The organism is Lentzea rhizosphaerae (assembly GCF_042649515.1).
Classification (GTDB): Bacteria; Actinomycetota; Actinomycetes; order Mycobacteriales; family Pseudonocardiaceae; genus Lentzea; species Lentzea aerocolonigenes.
On record NZ_JBHRZI010000004.1, the window covers coordinates 305,061 to 323,848 of the forward strand.

Annotated in this window: 19 protein-coding genes and 1 pseudogene; 8 read left to right on the top strand and 12 right to left on the bottom strand. The window is 69.8% G+C overall.

All coding sequences use genetic code 11. From position 1 onward, the window contains the following. Window positions 1–65: 65 nt before the first annotated feature. Window positions 66–485 carry a hypothetical protein gene (locus ACFOWZ_RS02990; protein ID WP_382368192.1) on the top strand — a complete coding sequence of 140 codons (420 nt, stop codon included), beginning with the start codon at window positions 66–68 and terminating at the stop codon, window positions 483–485. Window positions 486–566: 81 nt separating this feature from the next. Here the strand turns inward: ACFOWZ_RS02990 and ACFOWZ_RS02995 are convergent, their stop codons facing one another. Further along, on the bottom strand, window positions 567–2,066 hold the full coding sequence (locus ACFOWZ_RS02995; protein ID WP_382368195.1) for a hypothetical protein: 1,500 nt from the start codon (window positions 2,064–2,066) through the stop codon (window positions 567–569). Window positions 2,067–2,228: 162 nt separating this feature from the next. Between ACFOWZ_RS02995 and ACFOWZ_RS03000 the strand changes: the two genes are divergently transcribed. From ACFOWZ_RS03000 to ACFOWZ_RS03015, 4 genes are read left to right on the top strand one after another with little or no spacing between them, the layout of a single operon-like run. Further along, entirely contained in the window at window positions 2,229–4,025 is a 1,797-nt protein-coding gene (locus tag ACFOWZ_RS03000; RefSeq protein ID WP_382368198.1) for a S8 family peptidase, read from the top strand. Beyond that, a complete protein-coding gene (locus tag ACFOWZ_RS03005; protein ID WP_382368201.1) occupies window positions 4,022–4,582 on the top strand; it encodes an RNA polymerase sigma factor in 561 nt (186 codons plus the stop codon). Before ACFOWZ_RS03000 ends, ACFOWZ_RS03005 begins: the two co-directional genes overlap by 4 nt. Next, window positions 4,572–5,033: a hypothetical protein gene (locus tag ACFOWZ_RS03010; RefSeq protein ID WP_382368204.1), complete on the top strand. Its 462-nt coding sequence runs from the start codon at window positions 4,572–4,574 to the stop codon at window positions 5,031–5,033. The genes ACFOWZ_RS03005 and ACFOWZ_RS03010 overlap by 11 nt, the downstream gene beginning before the upstream one ends. Then, the gene (locus tag ACFOWZ_RS03015) at window positions 5,030–7,531 is read left to right on the top strand and encodes a CHAT domain-containing protein (RefSeq protein WP_382368207.1); all 2,502 of its coding nucleotides are present in this window, start codon (window positions 5,030–5,032) and stop codon (window positions 7,529–7,531) included. Before ACFOWZ_RS03010 ends, ACFOWZ_RS03015 begins: the two co-directional genes overlap by 4 nt. 39 nt (window positions 7,532–7,570) lie before the next feature. Here the strand turns inward: ACFOWZ_RS03015 and ACFOWZ_RS03020 are convergent, their stop codons facing one another. From ACFOWZ_RS03020 to ACFOWZ_RS03030, 3 genes are all read right to left on the bottom strand, one after another. Next, on the bottom strand, window positions 7,571–8,317 hold the full coding sequence (locus ACFOWZ_RS03020; protein ID WP_382368210.1) for an SAM-dependent methyltransferase: 747 nt from the start codon (window positions 8,315–8,317) through the stop codon (window positions 7,571–7,573). 160 nt (window positions 8,318–8,477) lie between these two features. Next, window positions 8,478–8,786: a DUF5984 family protein gene (locus ACFOWZ_RS03025; RefSeq protein WP_382368213.1), complete on the bottom strand. Its 309-nt coding sequence runs from the start codon at window positions 8,784–8,786 to the stop codon at window positions 8,478–8,480. A gap of 13 nt (window positions 8,787–8,799) precedes the next feature. Then, window positions 8,800–8,967 (bottom strand): VOC family protein, encoded by a 168-nt coding sequence (locus ACFOWZ_RS03030; RefSeq protein WP_382368216.1) that lies wholly within the window; start codon window positions 8,965–8,967, stop codon window positions 8,800–8,802. A gap of 126 nt (window positions 8,968–9,093) precedes the next feature. Between ACFOWZ_RS03030 and ACFOWZ_RS03035 the strand changes: the two genes are divergently transcribed. Then, complete coding sequence (locus ACFOWZ_RS03035) at window positions 9,094–9,702, top strand: RNA polymerase sigma factor (RefSeq protein ID WP_382368219.1); 609 nt, start codon at window positions 9,094–9,096, stop codon at window positions 9,700–9,702. After that, window positions 9,699–10,643, top strand: a complete 945-nt coding sequence (locus ACFOWZ_RS03040) for a hypothetical protein (RefSeq protein WP_382368222.1) — start codon at window positions 9,699–9,701, stop codon at window positions 10,641–10,643. Before ACFOWZ_RS03035 ends, ACFOWZ_RS03040 begins: the two co-directional genes overlap by 4 nt. Before the next feature lie 37 nt (window positions 10,644–10,680). Here the strand turns inward: ACFOWZ_RS03040 and ACFOWZ_RS03045 are convergent, their stop codons facing one another. The 8 genes and pseudogenes from ACFOWZ_RS03045 to ACFOWZ_RS03080 form a co-directional block, all read right to left on the bottom strand. Continuing rightward, complete coding sequence (locus ACFOWZ_RS03045) at window positions 10,681–11,907, bottom strand: MFS transporter (protein ID WP_382368304.1); 1,227 nt, start codon at window positions 11,905–11,907, stop codon at window positions 10,681–10,683. Between the two features lie 77 nt (window positions 11,908–11,984). Beyond that, window positions 11,985–12,194 carry a DUF2795 domain-containing protein gene (locus ACFOWZ_RS03050; protein WP_382368225.1) on the bottom strand — a complete coding sequence of 70 codons (210 nt, stop codon included), beginning with the start codon at window positions 12,192–12,194 and terminating at the stop codon, window positions 11,985–11,987. A gap of 66 nt (window positions 12,195–12,260) precedes the next feature. Next, a complete protein-coding gene (arfA, locus tag ACFOWZ_RS03055) occupies window positions 12,261–13,778 on the bottom strand; it encodes an arabinosylfuranosidase ArfA (protein ID WP_382368228.1) in 1,518 nt (505 codons plus the stop codon). Window positions 13,779–13,896: 118 nt separating this feature from the next. Then, window positions 13,897–14,063, bottom strand: a pseudogene (locus tag ACFOWZ_RS03060) (MarR family winged helix-turn-helix transcriptional regulator); the annotation flags it as partial. 45 nt (window positions 14,064–14,108) lie between these two features. Beyond that, window positions 14,109–14,429, bottom strand: coding sequence for a hypothetical protein (locus tag ACFOWZ_RS03065; protein ID WP_382368231.1), 321 nt, complete (start codon window positions 14,427–14,429; stop codon window positions 14,109–14,111). A gap of 57 nt (window positions 14,430–14,486) precedes the next feature. Continuing rightward, complete coding sequence (locus tag ACFOWZ_RS03070) at window positions 14,487–15,959, bottom strand: amidase (protein WP_382368234.1); 1,473 nt, start codon at window positions 15,957–15,959, stop codon at window positions 14,487–14,489. 156 nt (window positions 15,960–16,115) lie between these two features. After that, window positions 16,116–16,340 (bottom strand): hypothetical protein, encoded by a 225-nt coding sequence (locus tag ACFOWZ_RS03075; protein WP_382368237.1) that lies wholly within the window; start codon window positions 16,338–16,340, stop codon window positions 16,116–16,118. Window positions 16,341–16,440: 100 nt separating this feature from the next. Then, window positions 16,441–18,021 (bottom strand): GTP-binding protein, encoded by a 1,581-nt coding sequence (locus ACFOWZ_RS03080; RefSeq protein WP_382368240.1) that lies wholly within the window; start codon window positions 18,019–18,021, stop codon window positions 16,441–16,443. 200 nt (window positions 18,022–18,221) lie between these two features. Between ACFOWZ_RS03080 and ACFOWZ_RS03085 the strand changes: the two genes are divergently transcribed. Next, complete coding sequence (locus tag ACFOWZ_RS03085; protein ID WP_382368243.1) at window positions 18,222–18,788, top strand: GNAT family N-acetyltransferase; 567 nt, start codon at window positions 18,222–18,224, stop codon at window positions 18,786–18,788.

Below are 18,788 nucleotides of genomic sequence, written 5' to 3' on the forward strand. Positions count from 1 at the left end.
ACCGCCGCGAAACCGGCTCTCGGCAGTCTTCGTGCGTCATCGCAAGGGAATCGGGAGGAATCCACATGCGCACGACACTGACCAGGATCTTGCTCGCGTTCGCACTCCTCGCCACGTTCGGAGCAGTCGGCACGGCGCAGGCGTCCGCGGACGGGCCGATCAACGCGGCCGCCGGGTGCAGGGCGGCGCCCTACTCCGCGTCGTTCAGCACCTACTTCGAGACCGAGGGGTCCGTCGATCTGGGCACGTACACGACGACCTCGCAGTGCAACGACATCAACCTGAGGTCGACCAGCGGCACGAGCTACAGCGCGTGCGTCGTCTTCATCAAGTACTGGCCGAACTGCAACTACACGACGCCCGTGCCGGCGAGTGGGGCGTGGGTGAACATCGCGACCGACGTGAAGGACGGCACGCGGTTCGTCGTGCGGGTCTTCAAGGGCGGCCGGAACTACGTGACGCACTCCGGAGTGATGGACTTCTAGGGATCTCACGGGACATGCGATCTGGGCCGCCCTGCAGGACGGCCCAGATCGGTGCCAGTCGCCTGTCCAGTCGTGAGCACCTCAGCCCTCGAAAGCGGGTTCCGAGCGACGCAGTTCGTCAACGAGACCCGGCAGTTCGTCCGCGGCTGCGGCGAACTCCCGCAACTGGGCCGTGTGCTCGTCCACCGCGAGCTGAACACCGTTGTCCACCAACGCGTTGATGTCCGGCAGGTCGCGGTCGCCGCCGAGCGCACGGTCGAGGGTGTCGTGGTAGTGCTTGACCACACCACCGATCACCACCTCGTCCGGCGGCCACGGCATCTTGACCCGCTGCTCGACGGGCACGTGGAACGGCCAGGTGAGCTCGGTCAGCAGGCACTGACCGGCGCGGCCGCCGAGCACGTCGACCGCGGTCCGGCCCAGCACTCCGACGTGGTGGCCCTTGACCATCTGCACGGCGGGGTGGGTCGCGAGGTTCCACCAGAACCAGCACCGCATGCGGTGCCGCAGCACCGGCGGGGACAGCCACACGGCGAGGTTCACGTAGAAGTCCGCGATGGCGTCGCGCACCGGTCCGGCGGAGAAGCCGCGGAGGTTCACGTTGAAGTAGTGGTGCCACGTCGTGTCCGCGACGATCCGGCCGACGGAGGCCTGCGCGCCGTCGTAGGCGCTGACGAGCTCGTAGGTGCGCGCGAACCGCTTGTCCGTGCCGAAGGCGACGACCTCGGGCAGGGGCTGGCCGTGCGGGCCGGACGGCCATTCGTCCTCCGGGTACGTGGCGGGGAACGCGAGCGCGCCCTCGTGCATGTGGTCGGGGAACACCTCGACAGGGCCGGACCGGCCGCAGAACAACGGGTGAGGGCGGTAGCGGACGGGCAGCCACGGCCACGGGCGGCCGACCGGGTACGGGGTGAGCCGGAGCCGTTGCGGGAACGCGTCGTCCTGCAGCGTCAGGTTGTCCAGCGGCGTGCCGAGACCGTCCGGAACCTGGGTGTTGTGCGTGAACCGCGGGTCCGTCGACGGATCCGCGCTGGGCAGACCTTCCCAGCGGCGCAACCGGCCCGCGCGCGGCACCCGGTGGCCGAGCGCCCTGCCCAGGTTGAGCAGCGGGTCGAGACCGGCGTCGGCGGCGTCGACCGGCCGCGGGTTGGCGTGGTCGCCGGTGATCAGCACGCCGCCCTGAGCCGCCGGGCCCATCCAGTCGTCCAGGGCCGCGACCTCGTCGTCGGTGAGCTCGTTGTGCAACGCCGTGCCGCGGTTGCACTGCTCGACGCCGAAGAACCACACCTGGTCGTAGTTCCCGAGCACGTCGGTGGTGAGCAGATTGGTCGCGTGCCCGCCCGCGTGGCGGTTCAGCACGTCGATCTCGAAGTTCGCGTGGAACGTGTTGTGCGAGACGATCAGATCCCTCATCTCCCGCACACCGAAGTCCGGGGCGAGCTCGAAGTTCACCTGCGGATGATCGGTGTAGCAGAGGATCCGCACTGTCGGTTTCGGGCAGTACCAGGGAAACCACGGGTGGCCGCGGCCGGGGACGAGCACGTTGCCGTCGTAGGCGGCTGCTGTCTCTTCTGTCGTCACGGCGGGCTCCTCACTGTCGTAGGTGCTGACGAGTGCGCCGCGACCGCCTTCCGGATACAGCGGGCCCGCGTGACGACATCGTGACCGAACGAGTGAATCCGCGCGTTCGTTGTAGCGCTCTCGGTCGTGTAGCCGACAAGCCCAACGCGGAGGTGCTTTTCGATGACGATCAAGTTCCGCTGGCTCGACGAACCGCCCGACTTCGCCGAGGACACGTACGACGAGCCGCCACGGTGGCCGGAGTGGCTGCTGCAACGCCACCGGGGGCGCATGTTGCTCCCGAGTGAGGCCGCACCCGCGGTCGGTGTGCCGGAGCCGGAAATCCCGGAGGACCCGCAACCGGCCGAGCCCTTCGCCGTGCCGATCGAGTCGACCGCGTATCGCGCGGACACGTTGCTGATAGCGGACGTCCTGCTAAGGAACCAGCCCCTGATGTCCGCGATGCAGCAGGTGGCAGGGGTGGTGTTCCAGCTCCCGGAGCTGCTCACCGAGATGCTGCCCGACAACCAGCCTGAACTGCTCCTCGAGGTTCCCCGCCCGGTGGCGCTGACGCCCGCCGATCTCACCTCAGCGGCCCCGGTCGACGCCTGGACCGCACTCCGGCGCATCCGCAGCGCGGTCAGCAGGAACGAGCTGACGTGGCAGGTCGGCGACGAGACCTTCACGCCGACGCCGGCTGAACGGGCGCGGTTGCTGGAGGTTTCGCTGGACCACCTGCTCATCGGCGCGTACGGCGGCGTTCCGGTCTGGGAACAGCACGACGTGCCGGGACAGGCACCGTCCGGGGGATACCGGCCGGAGGGACGTCACCCGATCTCCGCACTCGTCGACCTGCCGAAGCGCGACGGAAGCGGTGTCTTCGCCACGAACCGGCGGCCGGTCGTGGCGGTGCTGGACACCGGCGTGCGGGAGCACCCGTGGTTCGTGGACTCCTTGGAGAAGATCGCGGAGGGGCACTCCGAGAACTTCCTGCACCTGAGCGTCCCCACTCAGGCCGCGCTCCAAGCGCACCAACCCAAGGTGGCAGGTCTGCCGAGCACGAACGTGTTGTCCGACTACCACGACGTGCCGATCTACGCCGAGGAGCTCTCCGACCGGGTGAACCGGGCGGTCGGCCACGGCACGTTCATCGCGGGACTGATCCACCAGCACGCACCGGACGCCGACGTCCTGTCGTTGCGGGTGATGCGCTCGGACAACGTCGGCTACGAGAGCGACGTGCTGCTCGCGCTGTGGCTGCTCGTGGACCGGGTCGAGCGAGCGCAGAAACACCCGGCGCACGCCGAGGAGATGATCGACGTGGTGTCGATCTCGCTCGGCTACTACCACGAGACGTGGCGGGCCGAGAAGCTCACCCGGCTCAGCGCAGTGATCGAGAAGTTGACGTCGCTGGGTGTGGTCGTGGTCGCCGCCGCGGGCAACGACTCGTCGCGCAGGCCGTTCCTTCCCGCTGCCATCGCGAGCCTCACCACCATCCCGGCGCGGCTGGTGGTGGGCGTCGGCGCGGCGAACCCGAACGGGACGACCTCCTGGTACAGCAACGGTGGTGCGTCAGCCAGCGCCGAGGCGCCGGGAACGTGCGTGGTCAGCATCTTCCCGCCGGACATCGAAGGCTCGCGCAGCCCTTCGGACAAAGCTGCCAGCGACGGCAGGCAGTCGGTCGACGAGGACAGCTTCCGCAGTGGCTTCGCGTTGTGGAGCGGCACCTCGTTCGCCGCGCCGGTGCTGGCCGCGGCCGTGGCCAGGAAACTGGTCGAGGTCAAAACCTCGGCTGAGCTGACCCCGCAGGCCACGGTGGACAGGGCTCTGGCGGCGTTGCGGGAGCTCGCCAGGACGAGCATGCTCGCCGAACTCAAGGACCTCGAGATGCAAAGAGAGCTGGCTGAACAGGACCACGCACGGCTCAAGTCAGCCCTCGAGGAACAGATGAAGGCCGAGAACATGTCAGTCGACCCGTGAACAACGAGCGGATGGGCCGGCTGCTGGAAGCGGCGCGGGCCGGGGACCGGGAAAGTCTGAACGAACTGGTCCGCGAGCTCACCCCGTTGCTGTGGCACGTCGCCAGGGCGCAGGGACTCGATCGCGAGTCCAGTTCGGACGTCGTGCAGCACACGTGGCTGACGCTGCTGAAGTCCATTTCGGACATCCGCTCGCCGGCCGCGCTGACGGGGTGGCTCGTCCAGGTCACGAAACGCGAGGCCTGGCGGGTCGCCCGGCGGGCGCGTGCCGAGGAACCGGTCGACGGCGCGGAGTTCGCCGACCTGCTCGACCGGTCCCCCACTCCGGAGGACCTGGCCACGACCGCCGACACGCACCGCGAGCTGTGGACCGCGCTGGCCCAGCTCTCCGAGCGGTGTCAGGAGATTCTGCGTGCGATGGCGTTCCTGCCGGAGTTGACCTACACCGAGCTCAGTGCGTTGCTGAACATCGCACGCGGCAGCATCGGCCCGATGCGCGGACGGTGTCTGGTCCGGTTGCGTTCGTTGTTGACAGGTGGTGTGCGCGATGAACGCTGATCCTCCGTTCGACGCGGCCGACCTCGACGTGCTGCGGCAGCTCCGCGGCGCCTGGACCGAAGCCGACCCCGTGCCACCGGACCTCGTCGAGACCGTCCACTTCGCACTCGAGCTGACCTCCGGCACGGAGGAGATCATGCGGGCCGTCGAGGAACACGCGCTGCCCGTGGCGAAGGGAGACGACAGCACCAGGACGATCACCTTCGACGGGACCGAGCTGACCGTCATGGTCAGCGTCGCGCCCGCCGCCGGTGCCGCGGTGCGGATCGACGGCTGGCTGACCCCTCCCGGTGTCCACCAGATCGAGCTGCGCGTCCAGGACGACCTGCTGCGGACGTCGTCCGACGACGGCGGCCGGTTCGCGTTCGACCTGGTACCGCGAGGACTGGTGCAACTGGTGGTGCGTGCCGGCGGCACCGTCCTCGTCACGCCGGCGATGGTCCTCTCGTGAACGCTCGGGCTCAGGCGTTGCACGGCCGCGGTCTGGCCGCGGCCGTGCGCGGCCAGCCCAAGGAGGCGGTGCGCCTGCTCAGGTCGGGCCTGCGCGCACTCGGCGAACCGGCCGACCCGGCGGAACGTTCGCTCGCCGCCAAGCTGCTCGCCAGCCTGGCCGCCGCCGAAGTGCACCTGGGCGACCACGCGGCCGGGTTCGCGCTGCTCGACCAGGCGGAAACCCTTGCCACACCAGCGGAAGCCGGTGTGTTGCGCGATCAGCGCGGCCTGCTCCTGTTGATGGTGGGCCGGTTGGACGAGGCGCAGCGGTACATGGACGAGGCGGTGCCGTTGCTGCGTGCCGCCGGCGACCAGACGTCGTTGGCGCGGGGGTTGCTGAACCGTGCGATGTTGCACGACCTGGCGGGTCGCGTGCGGATGGCGTTGACCGACCTGGACGCGTGCGAACGCGTGGCCCAGGCGGCCGACCTGCCCAGGATCGTGGCGAAGGCCCAGCTCAACCGCGGGCACTGCGAGACGTTGCTGGGAGACATTCCGGCCGCGCTGCGCTCGTTCGACGTGGCCCGGTCCGGCCTCGCGGTGCACGCGCCAGACCTGCTGGCGTCGCTGGCCGTGGACCGGGCACGCGCGTTGCTCGTCGCCGGTCTCGCGAGAGAAGCGGCCACCGAGCTCGACGCCGCGCTCGCGGTGCTGGCCGACCGCCGCCCCACCCACGAACGCGCCGAGACGGAGCTGGTGAGAGCCCAGACCGCGCTCGCTCAGGGCGAGCTCACCGTGACCAGGCAGTGGGCCCGCCGGGCGGAGCGCAGCTTCCGCAGACGCGGCAACCAGGCGTGGGCGGAGCTGGCCGTGCTGACCCGGCTGCGCGCCGAGTTCCTCGCGGGTCGCAGCCGTGCGAGTCTCCTCGAGCAGACCCGCGCACTCGCGGACCGCCTGGCCGGACTCGCGTTGCCGTACGACGCCGAGCACGCCGAACTGCTCGCCGCCTCGATCTGCGTTGCGCTGAAACGGTTCGCGGAAGCCGAAGACCACCTGGCCGCGCGCCGGACCGGCAGCCCGACCACGGAGACGAAACTCGCGCGCAGGCTCGTCAAGGCCCGGCTGCACGCCGCTCGCGGCGCGGTGCCTCAGACGTACGCGGAGATCAGGGCGGGCCTGATGGTTCTGCGTCAGCACCGCGAACGGTTCGGGAGCATCGACTTCCAAACCGGGTCGGCCACGTTGGGCGTCCGGCTCGCCGAGCTCGGACTCTCGGTCGCCCTGCGCCACAGCGCGCCGTCCGTGGTGTTCAACTGGCTGGAACGCTGCCGTGCCCAGGCTTTCCGGTTGCGTCCCGTGTTCCCCACCGCCGACGACGAGACCACGGACGCGGTGGCACAGCTGCGCAGGTGCGCGCTGGAGGCACGGGCAGCCCAGCTGACCGGTTCCCGCAACGTCGCCCTGGAACAGCGGTGCGCCGAGCTGGAACGCTCCATCCGGTCCCGCGGCTGGACCGTGCGAGGCAGAGGAACGCACACTCCGGTGGCCTTCCTCAGCGACGTCGTGGACGAGCTGCGCGGGGCGGGCAGCACCCTGGTCACCTTCGTGGCGGACGGCCCGCGGCTGCGCGCCCTGGTCGCCGACCACCGCGCGCCCAGGCTGGTGGACCTGGGCGATCTCGCTGTCGTGCGGGAGGCCGTGATCCGCCTGCGCAGCGATCTGGACGCCTTGTGCGGCAGGCGACTTCGTCCCGCGCTGGCCCAGGTCGTCTCGGAATCCGCCCACCGCCAGCTCGCCGTGCTGGCCGACAGCCTGATGCGCCCGCTGCACCCCGTGCTCGGCGACCGGGACCTGGTCATCGTTCCAACGGGCCCGTTGTCCGCTGTGCCGTGGGGACTTCTACCGCAGCTGCGCGGGCGTCCGGTCACGGTCGCACCGTCCGCGACGCAGTGGCTGGCCGGGCGGACCGGCGGTCATCACGCTGTGCGGCAACCACTGTTGGTCGCCGGCCCCGATCTGCACCACGCGGTGGCGGAGGTGACCGAGATCAGTCGCGTCCTGCCGAACGCCACCGTCCTCAGTGGACCAGAGGCCTCGGTGCGCCCGACACTCGCCGCTGCCAACGGAAGAGACCTGGTGCACTTCGCCGCGCACGGTCACCACGAGGAGGACAACGTGCTGTTCTCCCGCCTGGACCTGGCAGACGGACCGCTGATGGCCTACGACATCCACCAACTCGGCACCGCGCCGCACCACGTCGTGCTGTCGAGCTGCGACATCGGCCGCACGGTCGTGCGCTCAGGCGACGAGCTGCTCGGCTTCACCGCCGCCCTGCTCTACAGCGGCACCAGAACCGTCGTCGCCGGCGTGGCCCGCCTGCCCGACGACGCCACCACCTCGGGAGTGATGGCCCGCTACCACCACGGCCTGGTCCAGGGCGTCACGCCCGCCGCCGCGCTGGCTGCCGCGGTGGCGGACGTGCCGTTCATGCCGCTGGTGTGCTTCGGCAGCGGATAGCACCGTCCAGATCGGACGGTGGCAGAGCTGCCGCTGGGGTCAGCGGTTCATCAGAGCGAAGACACCCCAGCCGAGGTACTCGCGTTGGTACCGGACGTGGCGCACGGGACCCGCGGTGAGTTCCGCGCGCATCTGCTCGGCCAGCTCGTCGTCGGGATTGGCGTCCAGCCACCGGCGGGTGTTGAGCCATTGCGCCGCAACGTACCTGTCCCAGCCGTCCTGGTCGGCCAGGACCATCTCCACGACGTCACATCCCAGCTCCCCGAACTGTTCCAGCAGTTCCGGGAGGGCGCGGAAGTCGTCCGCACTGGCGGCGTGGCAGCCTTCGACGGTGGCCTGGTCCGGGGGATCCTTGCGCCAGTACGGTTCGCCGATCAGCATCACACCGCCGGGACGCAGGCTGCGTCGGAGCAGGTCCACGGTGCCGGCGACGCCACCTCCGATCCAGGTCGCGCCGACACACGACCCGATGTCGACCAGGTCGTCGGCAACGTGGTCCGACGCGTCACCATGGGTGAAGGTGACCTGTTCGGCGACCTCCAGCTCGATCGCTCGTGCCCGCGCCTTGGCCAGGAACGCGGTGCTGATGTCGACGCCGGTTCCGGTGATGCCGTGATCGCGGGCCCAGGTGCACAGCAGCTCGCCCGAACCACAGGCCAGGTCGAGAATCCGAGTGCCGGGTGACGGGCCCAGCGCCTCGCCCAGGATCGCCAGTTTCTGGCTGGTGAGCGGGTTGTGGATGCGGTGGCTGCTCTCGCGGATGGTGAAGCTACGGGGTAGATCCACTTCGGTGATTCCTCACGTCCGAGGGGTGGTTCACAGTGGTCAGCGCTGTGTCGGCCGTCGACGGCCGAGCTACCCGGACAGTCATGAAATGCACCTCTTCTGGTGGAAGGACATGCGGTTCGACGGAAGGCTAGGTGGGGCGCACGCGGCAGTCCACCGGTTATCGCGTCGAGAAGATGCGCGCGGCACCCTCACGGACGGCTGTCCAGTCGGTCGCGGGTGCGTGCCGCAGGGCGACGGCCAGGGATCCTGAGCGGAGCCGATGTTCCTGGCGGAGCTGCTCGACGTCGAGCTGGACGTCTGCATCCAGCCCGCCGGCTTCGATCTCCGTGATGCGCCGGTCCATCGCAGCGATCAGTTCCCGATCGAACTCCTCCACGGCTCGCAGGAACGACTCGGTGGAGACGCTCACCCGGCCCTGCCTCGGCACGGTGCAGCCGAGTCCGCCCTTGTCGGGGGCCCTCAACACCGTTCGGCGAGGGTCAGAGGCTGTGTGCGACGGGGTGAAGCGGCTGGTACAGCGGCAGTTCGGCCCCACTCGGCATCCGCACCGCGGTGAGCCGCCCCCACCGCGCCTCGGTCACCGGTCGAGTGGTCTCGACACCTGCTGCGGCCAGGGTGGTCAGGACCGCGTCCAGGTCGTCGCACATCAGCTGGAGAGGACCACGTGTGCGCCGCTGAACACGGCCAACGATGCCTCGCTGAGACGCTGCCGCGCAAGCCACGATCACCGGAGACGAACCTGATCGCGACTTCGGGCAACAGAGAGCATGACCATGTCAAAACCTTCCGCCGAGCCCGCCCCGCCCGGCGAGCCGCCGCCTGAGGTCTCCGACGAGGACCTGCTCGCCGAGTCCCTGGTCACGCCCGAGCGGTTCGCGGCGATCTTCGACCGGTACGCGCCGGTCGTGCACGGGTACCTGTCGCGGCGGGTCGGGGTGCTGGCGGACGACCTGATGAGCGAGACCTTTCTGCTGGCGTTTCGCGGGCGGGACGAGTACGTGCCCGGGCGTGCGCCTGTTCGGGCGTGGCTGTTCGGCATCGCCACCAACCTCGTGCGCCGGCACGCCCGCGACGAGGAGCGGCGGTACCGGGCGTTCGGGCGGGCGGCGGGACGTCTTGAGGTCACCACCGAGCTCGGGGAGGTGGCTGGGCGGGTTGATGCCCACGCGTTGCGCGGTGAGTTGGCCGACGCGCTGGCCTCGCTGGCCGGTGAGGACCGGGACGTGTTGTTGCTGTGGACGTATCCGCAGTTGTCCTACGCCGAGATCGCTGTCGCGCTGGACATTCCGGTCGGCACCGTGCGGTCCCGGCTGCACCGCGCTCGCGGCAAGGTTCGCGAGCGTCTCGGCGACCGCTGGCTGACCACCGAGGAGACAGCATGAACGAGTTCACCGTGATCCGGGAGCACGGGCCGCAGCCGACGCCGCTGTCCGACGAGGTGCTGGCCAAGGCGCGCGCCGACCTGCTCGCCGAGATCCACGCCACCCCGCGGCCGGTTCGACTTCGTCGCCGCACCGTGGTCATCGCCGCCGCGGCTGCCGCGGTCGTCGCAGGGATCATCGCCATCCCGACGCCGTCCCCCACCTACAAGGCACCGGTGCTGGTCACGTTCCACATGCCTGTCCCGCCACCGGAACTGAACCCGGTTCCCGAAGGTGTGACCGGGCCGCGCTTCACGGCGGAGCCCGGCTGGCTCGCCGCGGTCTACAGCGACAACAAACCTGGCGCGGAGATGAGCGCCATCTACGTCATCGCCTCGAACCGGCCGAGCGACGGTGTCGAGACGACCTACGACGGCAAGCCGGCCGTGCTCCACGAGGTCGACCAGGAAGAACCAACGTTCCACGAGGTGGCCCTCAGCTGGGAACGGTCACCCGGCCAGTGGATCAAACTCACCGGGATCGGCCGGTTCGCCGACGAGCAGACCGTCCGCTCGCTGGCCGGCACCCTGGTCGACACGGACAAGCGGTTGAGCCTGGACATCAACGTCGCCCCGGCCGGTTGGGAGCTCTACGCCTTCAAGGACGCCGGGCCGGACGGTGCGGGTGCGGTCACCTCACTGCGCGATCCGGCCAACCCGGACCGCACCATCCACGTGAGCACCACGTCCGGACTCGTCCCGAACTACGGGCAGGCCGTTGAAGGAGGCCCCGTGGACACCATCCCGGTGTCCGTCCGCGGCCGGCAGGGCGACCTCGTCCAGATCCCCGGGAAGCAGTGGATGTTGCAGGCTCCCCTGCCCGACGGCCGGGCCTTCCAGCTCCAGGTCCCCGCCGGCTTCACCCAGCAGCAGGTGGTCGAACTGGCCGAAGGCGTCAGCTGACCCAGGCTCCACGAAACCCGGCCGCCCGGAGTGGCGCTCACGCACCGCTCCGGGCGGCCTGCCTCAGCACGGGCGTCGCCCACGCCATCACCACACCGCCCAGAACGACCACCACACCGGCCGCGAGCCCGGCGCGTGGATTTCCCGCCACCACCGACACGGCACCGGCGAGGAACGCGCCGAACGGCTGGCCCGCACCCCAGGCCACCATCCTGGCCGTCGTGTTCACCCGCGACTGGAGCTCCTCCGGACACACCTTCTGCCGGTAGGTGATCCCGTTGATGATCACGACGGCCTGCGCCACACCCCAGTACACCGCCGCCACGCACGTCAGCAGCCAGTGCCCGCTCACCAGCACTAGCACTCCGCCGAGCAACGACAACGGCAAGGCCCCCAACGCCACGCGCGCCTCGCCCCAGCGTTCGGTCAGCCGCGGCAGCAACCGGGACGCGATGATCGCTCCCAGACCCCAGCAGCTGAACAGCGCGGCGAGCCGGAAGTCACCGCGTGGTGCGACGTGCAGCACGCGGTCGGCGAACGGCACCAGCACCGCGGTCCACGCGCCTCCCGCGACCGAGTGCGCGGCGCCCACCAGCGTGAGCGTGCGGATGATCGGCTCGTTCCACAGGAACCGCAGTCCCTCCCGCACGTCGCCGGCGAGCTCGCCCGCCCCGCGCACCGGCCGCGGATTGGCCATGCTGCTCGTGATGCCGCGCAACAACAACGCCGAACCCACACCGGTCAACGCGTTCACCGCCAGCAGCGCCGCCGGAGCCACGACCGCCACCAGCAGACCCGTCAGGCCGGGCAGCACGAGCTCCACCGCGGTCGTGCGCCCGAAGAGCGTCGAATAGGCGGCGGTCAGCCGCTCCTTGCCCACCAACGCTGGCAGCGCACCGAAGTTCGCCGCGTCGAAGAACACGAACGCCGTCTGCGCCGCGAACGCCACCGCCACGACGTGCGGCGCGACCAACGCACCCGCCAGCCACGCCAGCGGCACGCTCAACAGCACCCCGGCCACCGTGAAGTCCAGCGCCACCATCATCTTCCGGCGGTCGAGCCGATCCGCGAGCGCACCCGCCAGCAACCCGAAGACCAGGTACGGCAACGCTTCCGCCGCCGCGACCGCCGACGTCCAGCCCGCCGACCCGGTCAGCTGGTAGACCAGCACGGGCATCGTCACCGCCGCCACCACGGCACCGGTCACCGACAACACCCGCGCGGCGAGGTAACGACGGAAGTCGCGCTCGGGCGACTCGATCATGCGCACCACACCGACAGCGTATGGGGTTTGTCGACCTCGTGACGGAAATCAGGGGGAAGGCTGCCGCACCGCCCGAGTCAGGCCTCCCGGCTCTGGTCGACGGCGACCACTCCCAGCACCTCGTCGAACGACCCGTACGGGCGATCCGGAACGGCGTGCAGCGCGTGCACGGTGTCCTCGTCGGCGTTGTTGCGCGAGGCGTGGTCCACCAACTGCCCCTTGCTGACGGGATAAACCACATCCGCCAGCACCGTGCGCAGCCTGTCGACCGTGGTCGTGTCACTCATCGTCGTCCTCCGCTTCAGCTGGTGATCCCACCGGCTACCACGGCTGGCGCGCGACGACACCTCCGCTCATTCGTCCGGGAGTTCCGGGCGCAGCACGACGACGGCCCAGCACACGGGCGGAAGCACGAACCTCAGCTCCTGCCCGTCGACCTGGACGTCGCACAGCTCCTGCGGCTGCACCTGCTCGGTCGAGCTCGAGTTGCAGGCGTGAGGATCACCGCCTCCCAGCACGGTCGCCACGGCGACCCGCAGCGGCCCGAAGGCGCTGAGGTGCACTCGAACCGGCACCGACGCGGCCGTGCCGCGGTTGACGCAGAAAACGGCCAGGCGGCCCGATTCCTCGTCGTGAGTCGCAACGGCGTCGACCACCGGCACCGAACCGTGGACCTCGGTGGACACGTCCGGCGCGGTGATCTCCATCCGCAGAACGGTTCCGCGCGCGTGCAGGGCGGTGAGCGCGAACGGGTGGAAGGTGCTCTGCCGCCACGCGGGACCGCCCGCTTCCGTCCTGATCGGCGCGATGGTGTTCACCAGCTGGGCGAGGCACCCGATGCGCACGCGGTCGGCGTGCCGCAACAGCGTGATCAGGCAACCGCCGACGACAACCGCGTCGGCGGCGGTGTAGGGGTCCTCGGCCAGGGGTGGCGCGTGCCGCCAGTCCGGCGCCGACGCCATGCGGCTCATGTACCAGACGTTCCACTCGTCGAACGCCAGCATGATCTTCTTCTGCTTGCGCAGCACCGCGCGGACGTGGTCGGCCGTGGCGACGACGGAGGAGATGAAGCCGTCCATGTCGACGGGGCTCGCCAGGAAGCTGGCGAGGTCGCCGTCCCGTTCTTCGTAGTAGGCGTGCAGCGAGATGTAGTCGACGACGTCGTACGCGGCTTCGAGCGCAACGGCTTCCCACCGGCCGAACGTGGGCATGGCGGAGCCGGAGCTGCCGCACAGCACCAACTCGATGTCCGGGTCGACCAGACGCATCGCCTTGCCGGTCTCGTTGGCGAGCCTGCCGTACTCGTGAGCCGTCTTCTGCCCGATCTGCCAGTCGCCGTCGAGCTCGTTGCCCAGGCACCACAGCCGGATCCCGTGCGGGTCCGCGGCACCGTTCGCGATGCGCTGGTCCGAGAGCCGCGTTCCTCCCGGGTGGTTCGCGTACTCCAGCACGTCGCACGCTTCCTGGACACCACGTGTGCCGAGGTTGACCGCCATCATCGGCTCCACGCCGGCCAGACGTGCCCACCGCACGAACTCGTCCAGGCCGAACCGGTTGCTCTCGATCTGGCGCCACGCCAGGTCGAGGCGAGCGGGCCTGCTGCCGACCGGCCCGACACCGTCCTCCCACCGGTAACCCGACACGAAGTTGCCGCCGGGGTACCGCACGACCGTCACGCCCAGTTCGCGGGTCAGCGCGAGCACGTCGGTCCGGAAGCCGTTGTCGTCCGCGGCCGGGTGACCGGGCTCGAACAGTCCTGTGTAGACGGCACGACCCATGTGCTCGACAAAGGATCCGAAGAGTCGCGGGTCCAGCGGTGCGATGGTGAACCGCGAGTCCACCACGAGCGTTGCTTCCGTGTTGTCGCTCATCGACAGCACGATCGCACGAGAATCGTCGAACCGTCACGCCGTCGATTCGCTGTCGAACGGGTCAGGACCGGCGCTGGCGGGTGGGATCGACGAGGAAGTCGCCCTCGGGGTCGATGGCGGTGAGGATCGCGAGGGTGTAGCGCCCGTGTCCTCCGGATCGGGCGTGCGGCGCACCCACCCCTTGGCTTCGAGCCGCGAGACGGCCTGCGAAAGGCGGGACAACGAGCCCTCGGCGAGCCCGGCCAGCTCACTCATGCGCAACGTGCGGCCCGGTGCCTCGGACAGAGATCATGACCGACACCACCGCGCCCACCCGTTCCAGCGGCGCCCTCACCGCCGTCGGGCTCGTCCCCGCCTGCTGCCGCTCCGGCCCTGAGCGGACAGTTCCACCGAGCGACCAGGTACCGCGTCGGGGACCGCCTGGCCGGGAGCGATGAACACGACCGGCGGCACGTGCCTCGGCCGGCGGTCTTCGGAGCGAAGAGCGGAGAGAATGCCGCGCACTCGTGCAGCCAGAACGGGATGAGCCGTCAGCTGCGTCCAGACCGCGTCGTCCGCCCCGCGTTCACGGGCCAACCGGTCGACGTGACTCACCAGATCGTTGTGGGACAACGCGAGCCACTGCTTCACCGTGGCCGATTCAGTCAGCACGACGGATCTCCTCTTCGATTCGTGCCGTATCGGTACCTCCGCACCGGATGCACAGAGCTACCTCTCGCCGCGGGCCTCCAAACCTCCGGCCGCCGTGATCTTGGCCGGTCCCCGGAAGCCCCCGATCTTCCGTTCGAGAAGTTCGGCCAGGCGCAACGGCGTGCGGTCCTCGAACATCGGACCGATGAGCTGCACGCCCACCGGCAGGCCGTCGGGAGACAGTCCCGCCGGCACCGCGGTGGCGGGCAGGCCGGGCATCGTGGCCAGGCCTGGCCAGACGAGCTGGTCGAAGAACGGGTGCTCGACGCCGTCGATGTCGATGCGGCGTTGCAGCAGATCGGGGCTGTGGTCGTGTGGGAACGCGGGGGTCGGTGTGATCGGACAGACCACGGCGTCGAACTCGGCGAAGAGCTGCCGCCAGCCGTGGCGGTGGAGCTCACGACGGGAGTTCACCTGCAGCCAGTCGCTGTGGCTGAGCGCCATGCCGCGCAGCCGTGCCGCGCCGAGACTCTGGTCGCTCAGTTCGGCGGCGCGGGTCACGAGCGCTTCGACGGGGAAGTGTGCGACGGAGCCCGAGAACAGCAGTTGCGTGTAGAGCGTCGCGGCTTCGGCCAGGTCGGGCAGCAGCGGGCTGTGCCGTTCGACGCGGGCGCCGCCGTCGGCCAGTGCGTCGGCCACGCGGTTCACGCCCGCCCGCACGGCGGATCCGGTGGGAAGGAACGGATGTTCGTCGAGGACGAGCACGCGGAAGTCGGCGAGACGATCGTGGCGTGCGGGCGGCAGCGTCAGGTTGTGCGCCACGCCGAGCGTCAACGGGTCCGGTCCGGCCATGACGTCGAGCAGGAGGGTGAGGTCGCGGGCGGTGCGCGCCATCGGGCCGACGACGGCGAGGTCCTGCTCGACCGGCAGGGCCGGCGTGGCGGGCGGGACCATGCCGCGGGTCGCCGCCAGGCCGACTGTCGGTTTGTGCGCGTAGACACCGCAGAAGTGCGCGGGGGTGCGCAGCGAGCCGGCGATGTCGGTGCCGAGGGACAGCGCGCCGAACCCCGCCGCCAGGGCCGCCGCCGATCCGCCGGAGGAACCGCCCGGCGTGCGGTCGTGGTTCCACGGGTTGGCGGTGGTGCCGTAGATGTCGTTGAAGCTCTGCAGGTCTTGCAGCCCCAACGGCACGTTCGTCTTGCCCAGCACCACCGCGCCCGCGGCCTTGACCCGCGACACCTGCACCGCGTCCTCGGCCGGCACGTGGTCACGGTGCTGCGGCATGCCCCAGGTCGTGGGCAGTCCGGCGATGTTGTAGCACTCCTTCACCGTCACCGGAACGCCGAGCAGCGGCCGGTCCTCGCCGCGGGCACGCGCCCGGTCGGCCTCGCGCGCCGCAGCCCGCGCACGGTCGAAGTCCCGCACGCAGATCGCGTTGATCACTCCGTCCTCCCGCTCGATGCGGGCGATCGTCTCGTCGGTCAGCTCGATCGACGTCACTTCACCCGCACGCAACGCGGTCAGCTGCTCCTGGGCCGTCTGAAAGCTCATGAATTCGAAGGTATTGACCTGCCGCAGAGGGCACGAAATTCCTTTCTGTGCAACGAAAAGGCTGAACCGGCCACCATCGAGGTCGCATGCCGCAGGTCAGGGTGCCCACACCAGACGAAGCCATGAAACGCCGTGTCGTGCAACGGGATGGATGTCTCATGGCTCGGCGTCGGGTTCGCCGCTGATCCCGGCAGCGGCCGCGACCTGCTGCTGGTCGCGTCCACCCGCGGGCTCGGGTTGTTCGACACCGTCACCGGTGAGCACCGGCACCGCGGGGTGGTCGGTGGACGTCGCCAGCCCGGACTGGCCGCACGAGCGGGTGCTGTTGTCCACCGGAAGTCCGTACACCGGCGGTGCCCACGGCGAGACGTGGTGGCACATCGACCCACTCCGAGCTGCGTGCGGCCGGGTTCTCCCCTTCCGGGGCATCGCAGGTGGTGGCGACCAGCAGCGACATCACCCTGTGGACCAGGGCCTGACCTCAGGCGTAGTGGTCGAACTCGCTTTCCAGCACACCCTCCCCGCGGGTCAGCGACGGCAGTCGTCGTTGCAGCTCGTGCACCCGTGCGGCGGGAACGTGTCCTTCGAGGACGGTCGCGGTCGTCGTCAGCGGAACGCCGCCGACCTTGCCCAGCGCGGTGAGCACCGCGGCGAGCGCGTCCGCCGGGATCTCCAGCCGGAAGCGGTGCACCGGTTCGCACGTCACGGTTCCCGCTCGGCGCAACGCTTCCCGCAGCACGATCGGTGCGAGGCCGCGGAAGTCGCCCGCCACGGTCACCGGTGAGGAGTAGCCGGAGTGCGTCATCGTGACCGTGCAGTCATGGATCCGATCGGCGCACAACGTGTCGCGCACGGCGTCCTCGGTGGCCCTGAAGAAGGCGAGCGGCAACGAACCCAGCTCCACCTCCAGCCGGAACTCCTCCGGTCCCGGTTCCACCCTGAACCCGATGGTGGCCGCGTACGGGTTCTGGCCGAGGAACCGCACCGCCTCGCCCACGCCCCGCGGACGTTCCACGCGGACCGTTCTCGTTTCGCGGAACGTGACGGCGATGCCGTGCTCCAGCGCGAGCGTCGCCTCGATGACCTCCTTCTGCACCTCGCCGTACAAGGAGACCACGATGTCGTCGCCGTCGAGCCGCAGGTTGATCAGCGGGTCCTGCTCGGCGAGTTGCAGGAGCGCGGCGTGCAGAGCCACGCGATTCTCTGATTCCACAACGGTTTCGAGCGTCGGTGGCGCGAAGTGGTGGACGCGGTGGTGCCGAGGGGCGCCGATGGTGTCGCCGATGCGGACGTCGAGGCCCCAGAGCTTCGCGATCTGCCCAGCCCTGGCGGCGGTGCGACGCGGCGCCGTGCCGCCTTCGAACACCGCGATCGAGGTGACTTTGCCTTCCCTCTCACCAATTTTCACGCGGTCACGCACTCGGACGGTCCCGGAGAACAGCCGCACGAACGCGACCTTCTCCCCCGCGTGGCCGCGTTCGACCTTGAACACGGTGCCGGACAGCGGACCGTCGGGCACGTCGGCCACCGCGAGCGACGAAGTGACACCGGCGACCAGTTCGCGCACTCCGTCACCGGTGATCGCGGATCCGAAGTAGATCGGCGCCTCGGTCGCGAGCTTCTCGGCAACCTCGCGCGCCACGCGCTCACCATCGGCGCCGCGGCGGTCCATCTTGTTCACGAACACGACGGTCGGGATCTCCAGGCGCCGCAACGTGCGCATGAGCACGCGGGTCTGCGCCTGCACACCCTCGACGGCGGACACCACCAGCACGGCGCCGTCGAGCACGTCGAGCACCCGCTCCACCTCGGCGATGAAGTCCGGGTGGCCCGGTGTGTCGATCAGGTTGACCACGACGTCACCGACGGCGAACGACGCCACGGCGGACTTGATCGTGATGCCGCGCTGCCGTTCGAGCGCGAGCGAGTCGGTCTGCGTGTTTCCGGCGTCCACGCTGCCGAGTGCGTCGATGACACCGGCGGTGTGCAGCAACCGCTCGGTGAGGCTGGTCTTACCAGCGTCGACGTGAGCCAGAATTCCCAAGTTCAAGGTGCGCGACAAGCGTCATGTCCTCTAGATAGGCAACGAATACCTTCTGGGTGAACACGGACGCCACGCGCATGTGCCTCTCCTTGTCCGGATGACTGGTCATGCGCAGTTGAGCAGGCCCCGGCCCTCCAGTGCAACCGAAAAACCCCGTTGCGAGTGGCCGTCACCGGATGTCAGGTTGATCGGCCACCACTCACCGGAGGGACCCACCTGTGCCGCTGCCCACTCCAACGCTGCACACCACTCGCCTTCGGCTGCGTCCCTTCACCGACGCGGACGCGGACGCCCTCTTCTCCTTGCACAGCAACGCCCACGTGCTGCGCTACTGGGACTCGCCGCCGTGGGACGACCCTGCCCGCGCCGAGCGCTTCATCGAGGTGTGCCGGCGGTTGGAGGAGGAGGGCACAGGGGCGAGGCTGGCCGTCGACCGCGTGTCCGACGGGACGTTCATCGGCTGGTGCGGTCTGTACGGCTGGAACCCGGACTATCGCAGCGCCTCCCTGGGTTACTGCTTCACCGAAGCGGCGTGGGGCCACGGCTACGCGACGGAGACCGCGCGCGCCGTACTGCGGTGGGCGTTCGGCGCGCTGGACCTGAACCGGGTCCAGGCCGAGGCCGACACGCGCAACACCGCGTGTGCCCGCGTCCTGGAGAAGCTCGGTTTCGTGCGTGAAGGCACGTTGCGGGAGGACTGCGTCGTGAACGGCGACGTGTCGGACTCGTGGGTGTACGGGCTGCTCAGGCGGGAGTGGCAGCCTGACGCGGTTCCCGCCCGCTGA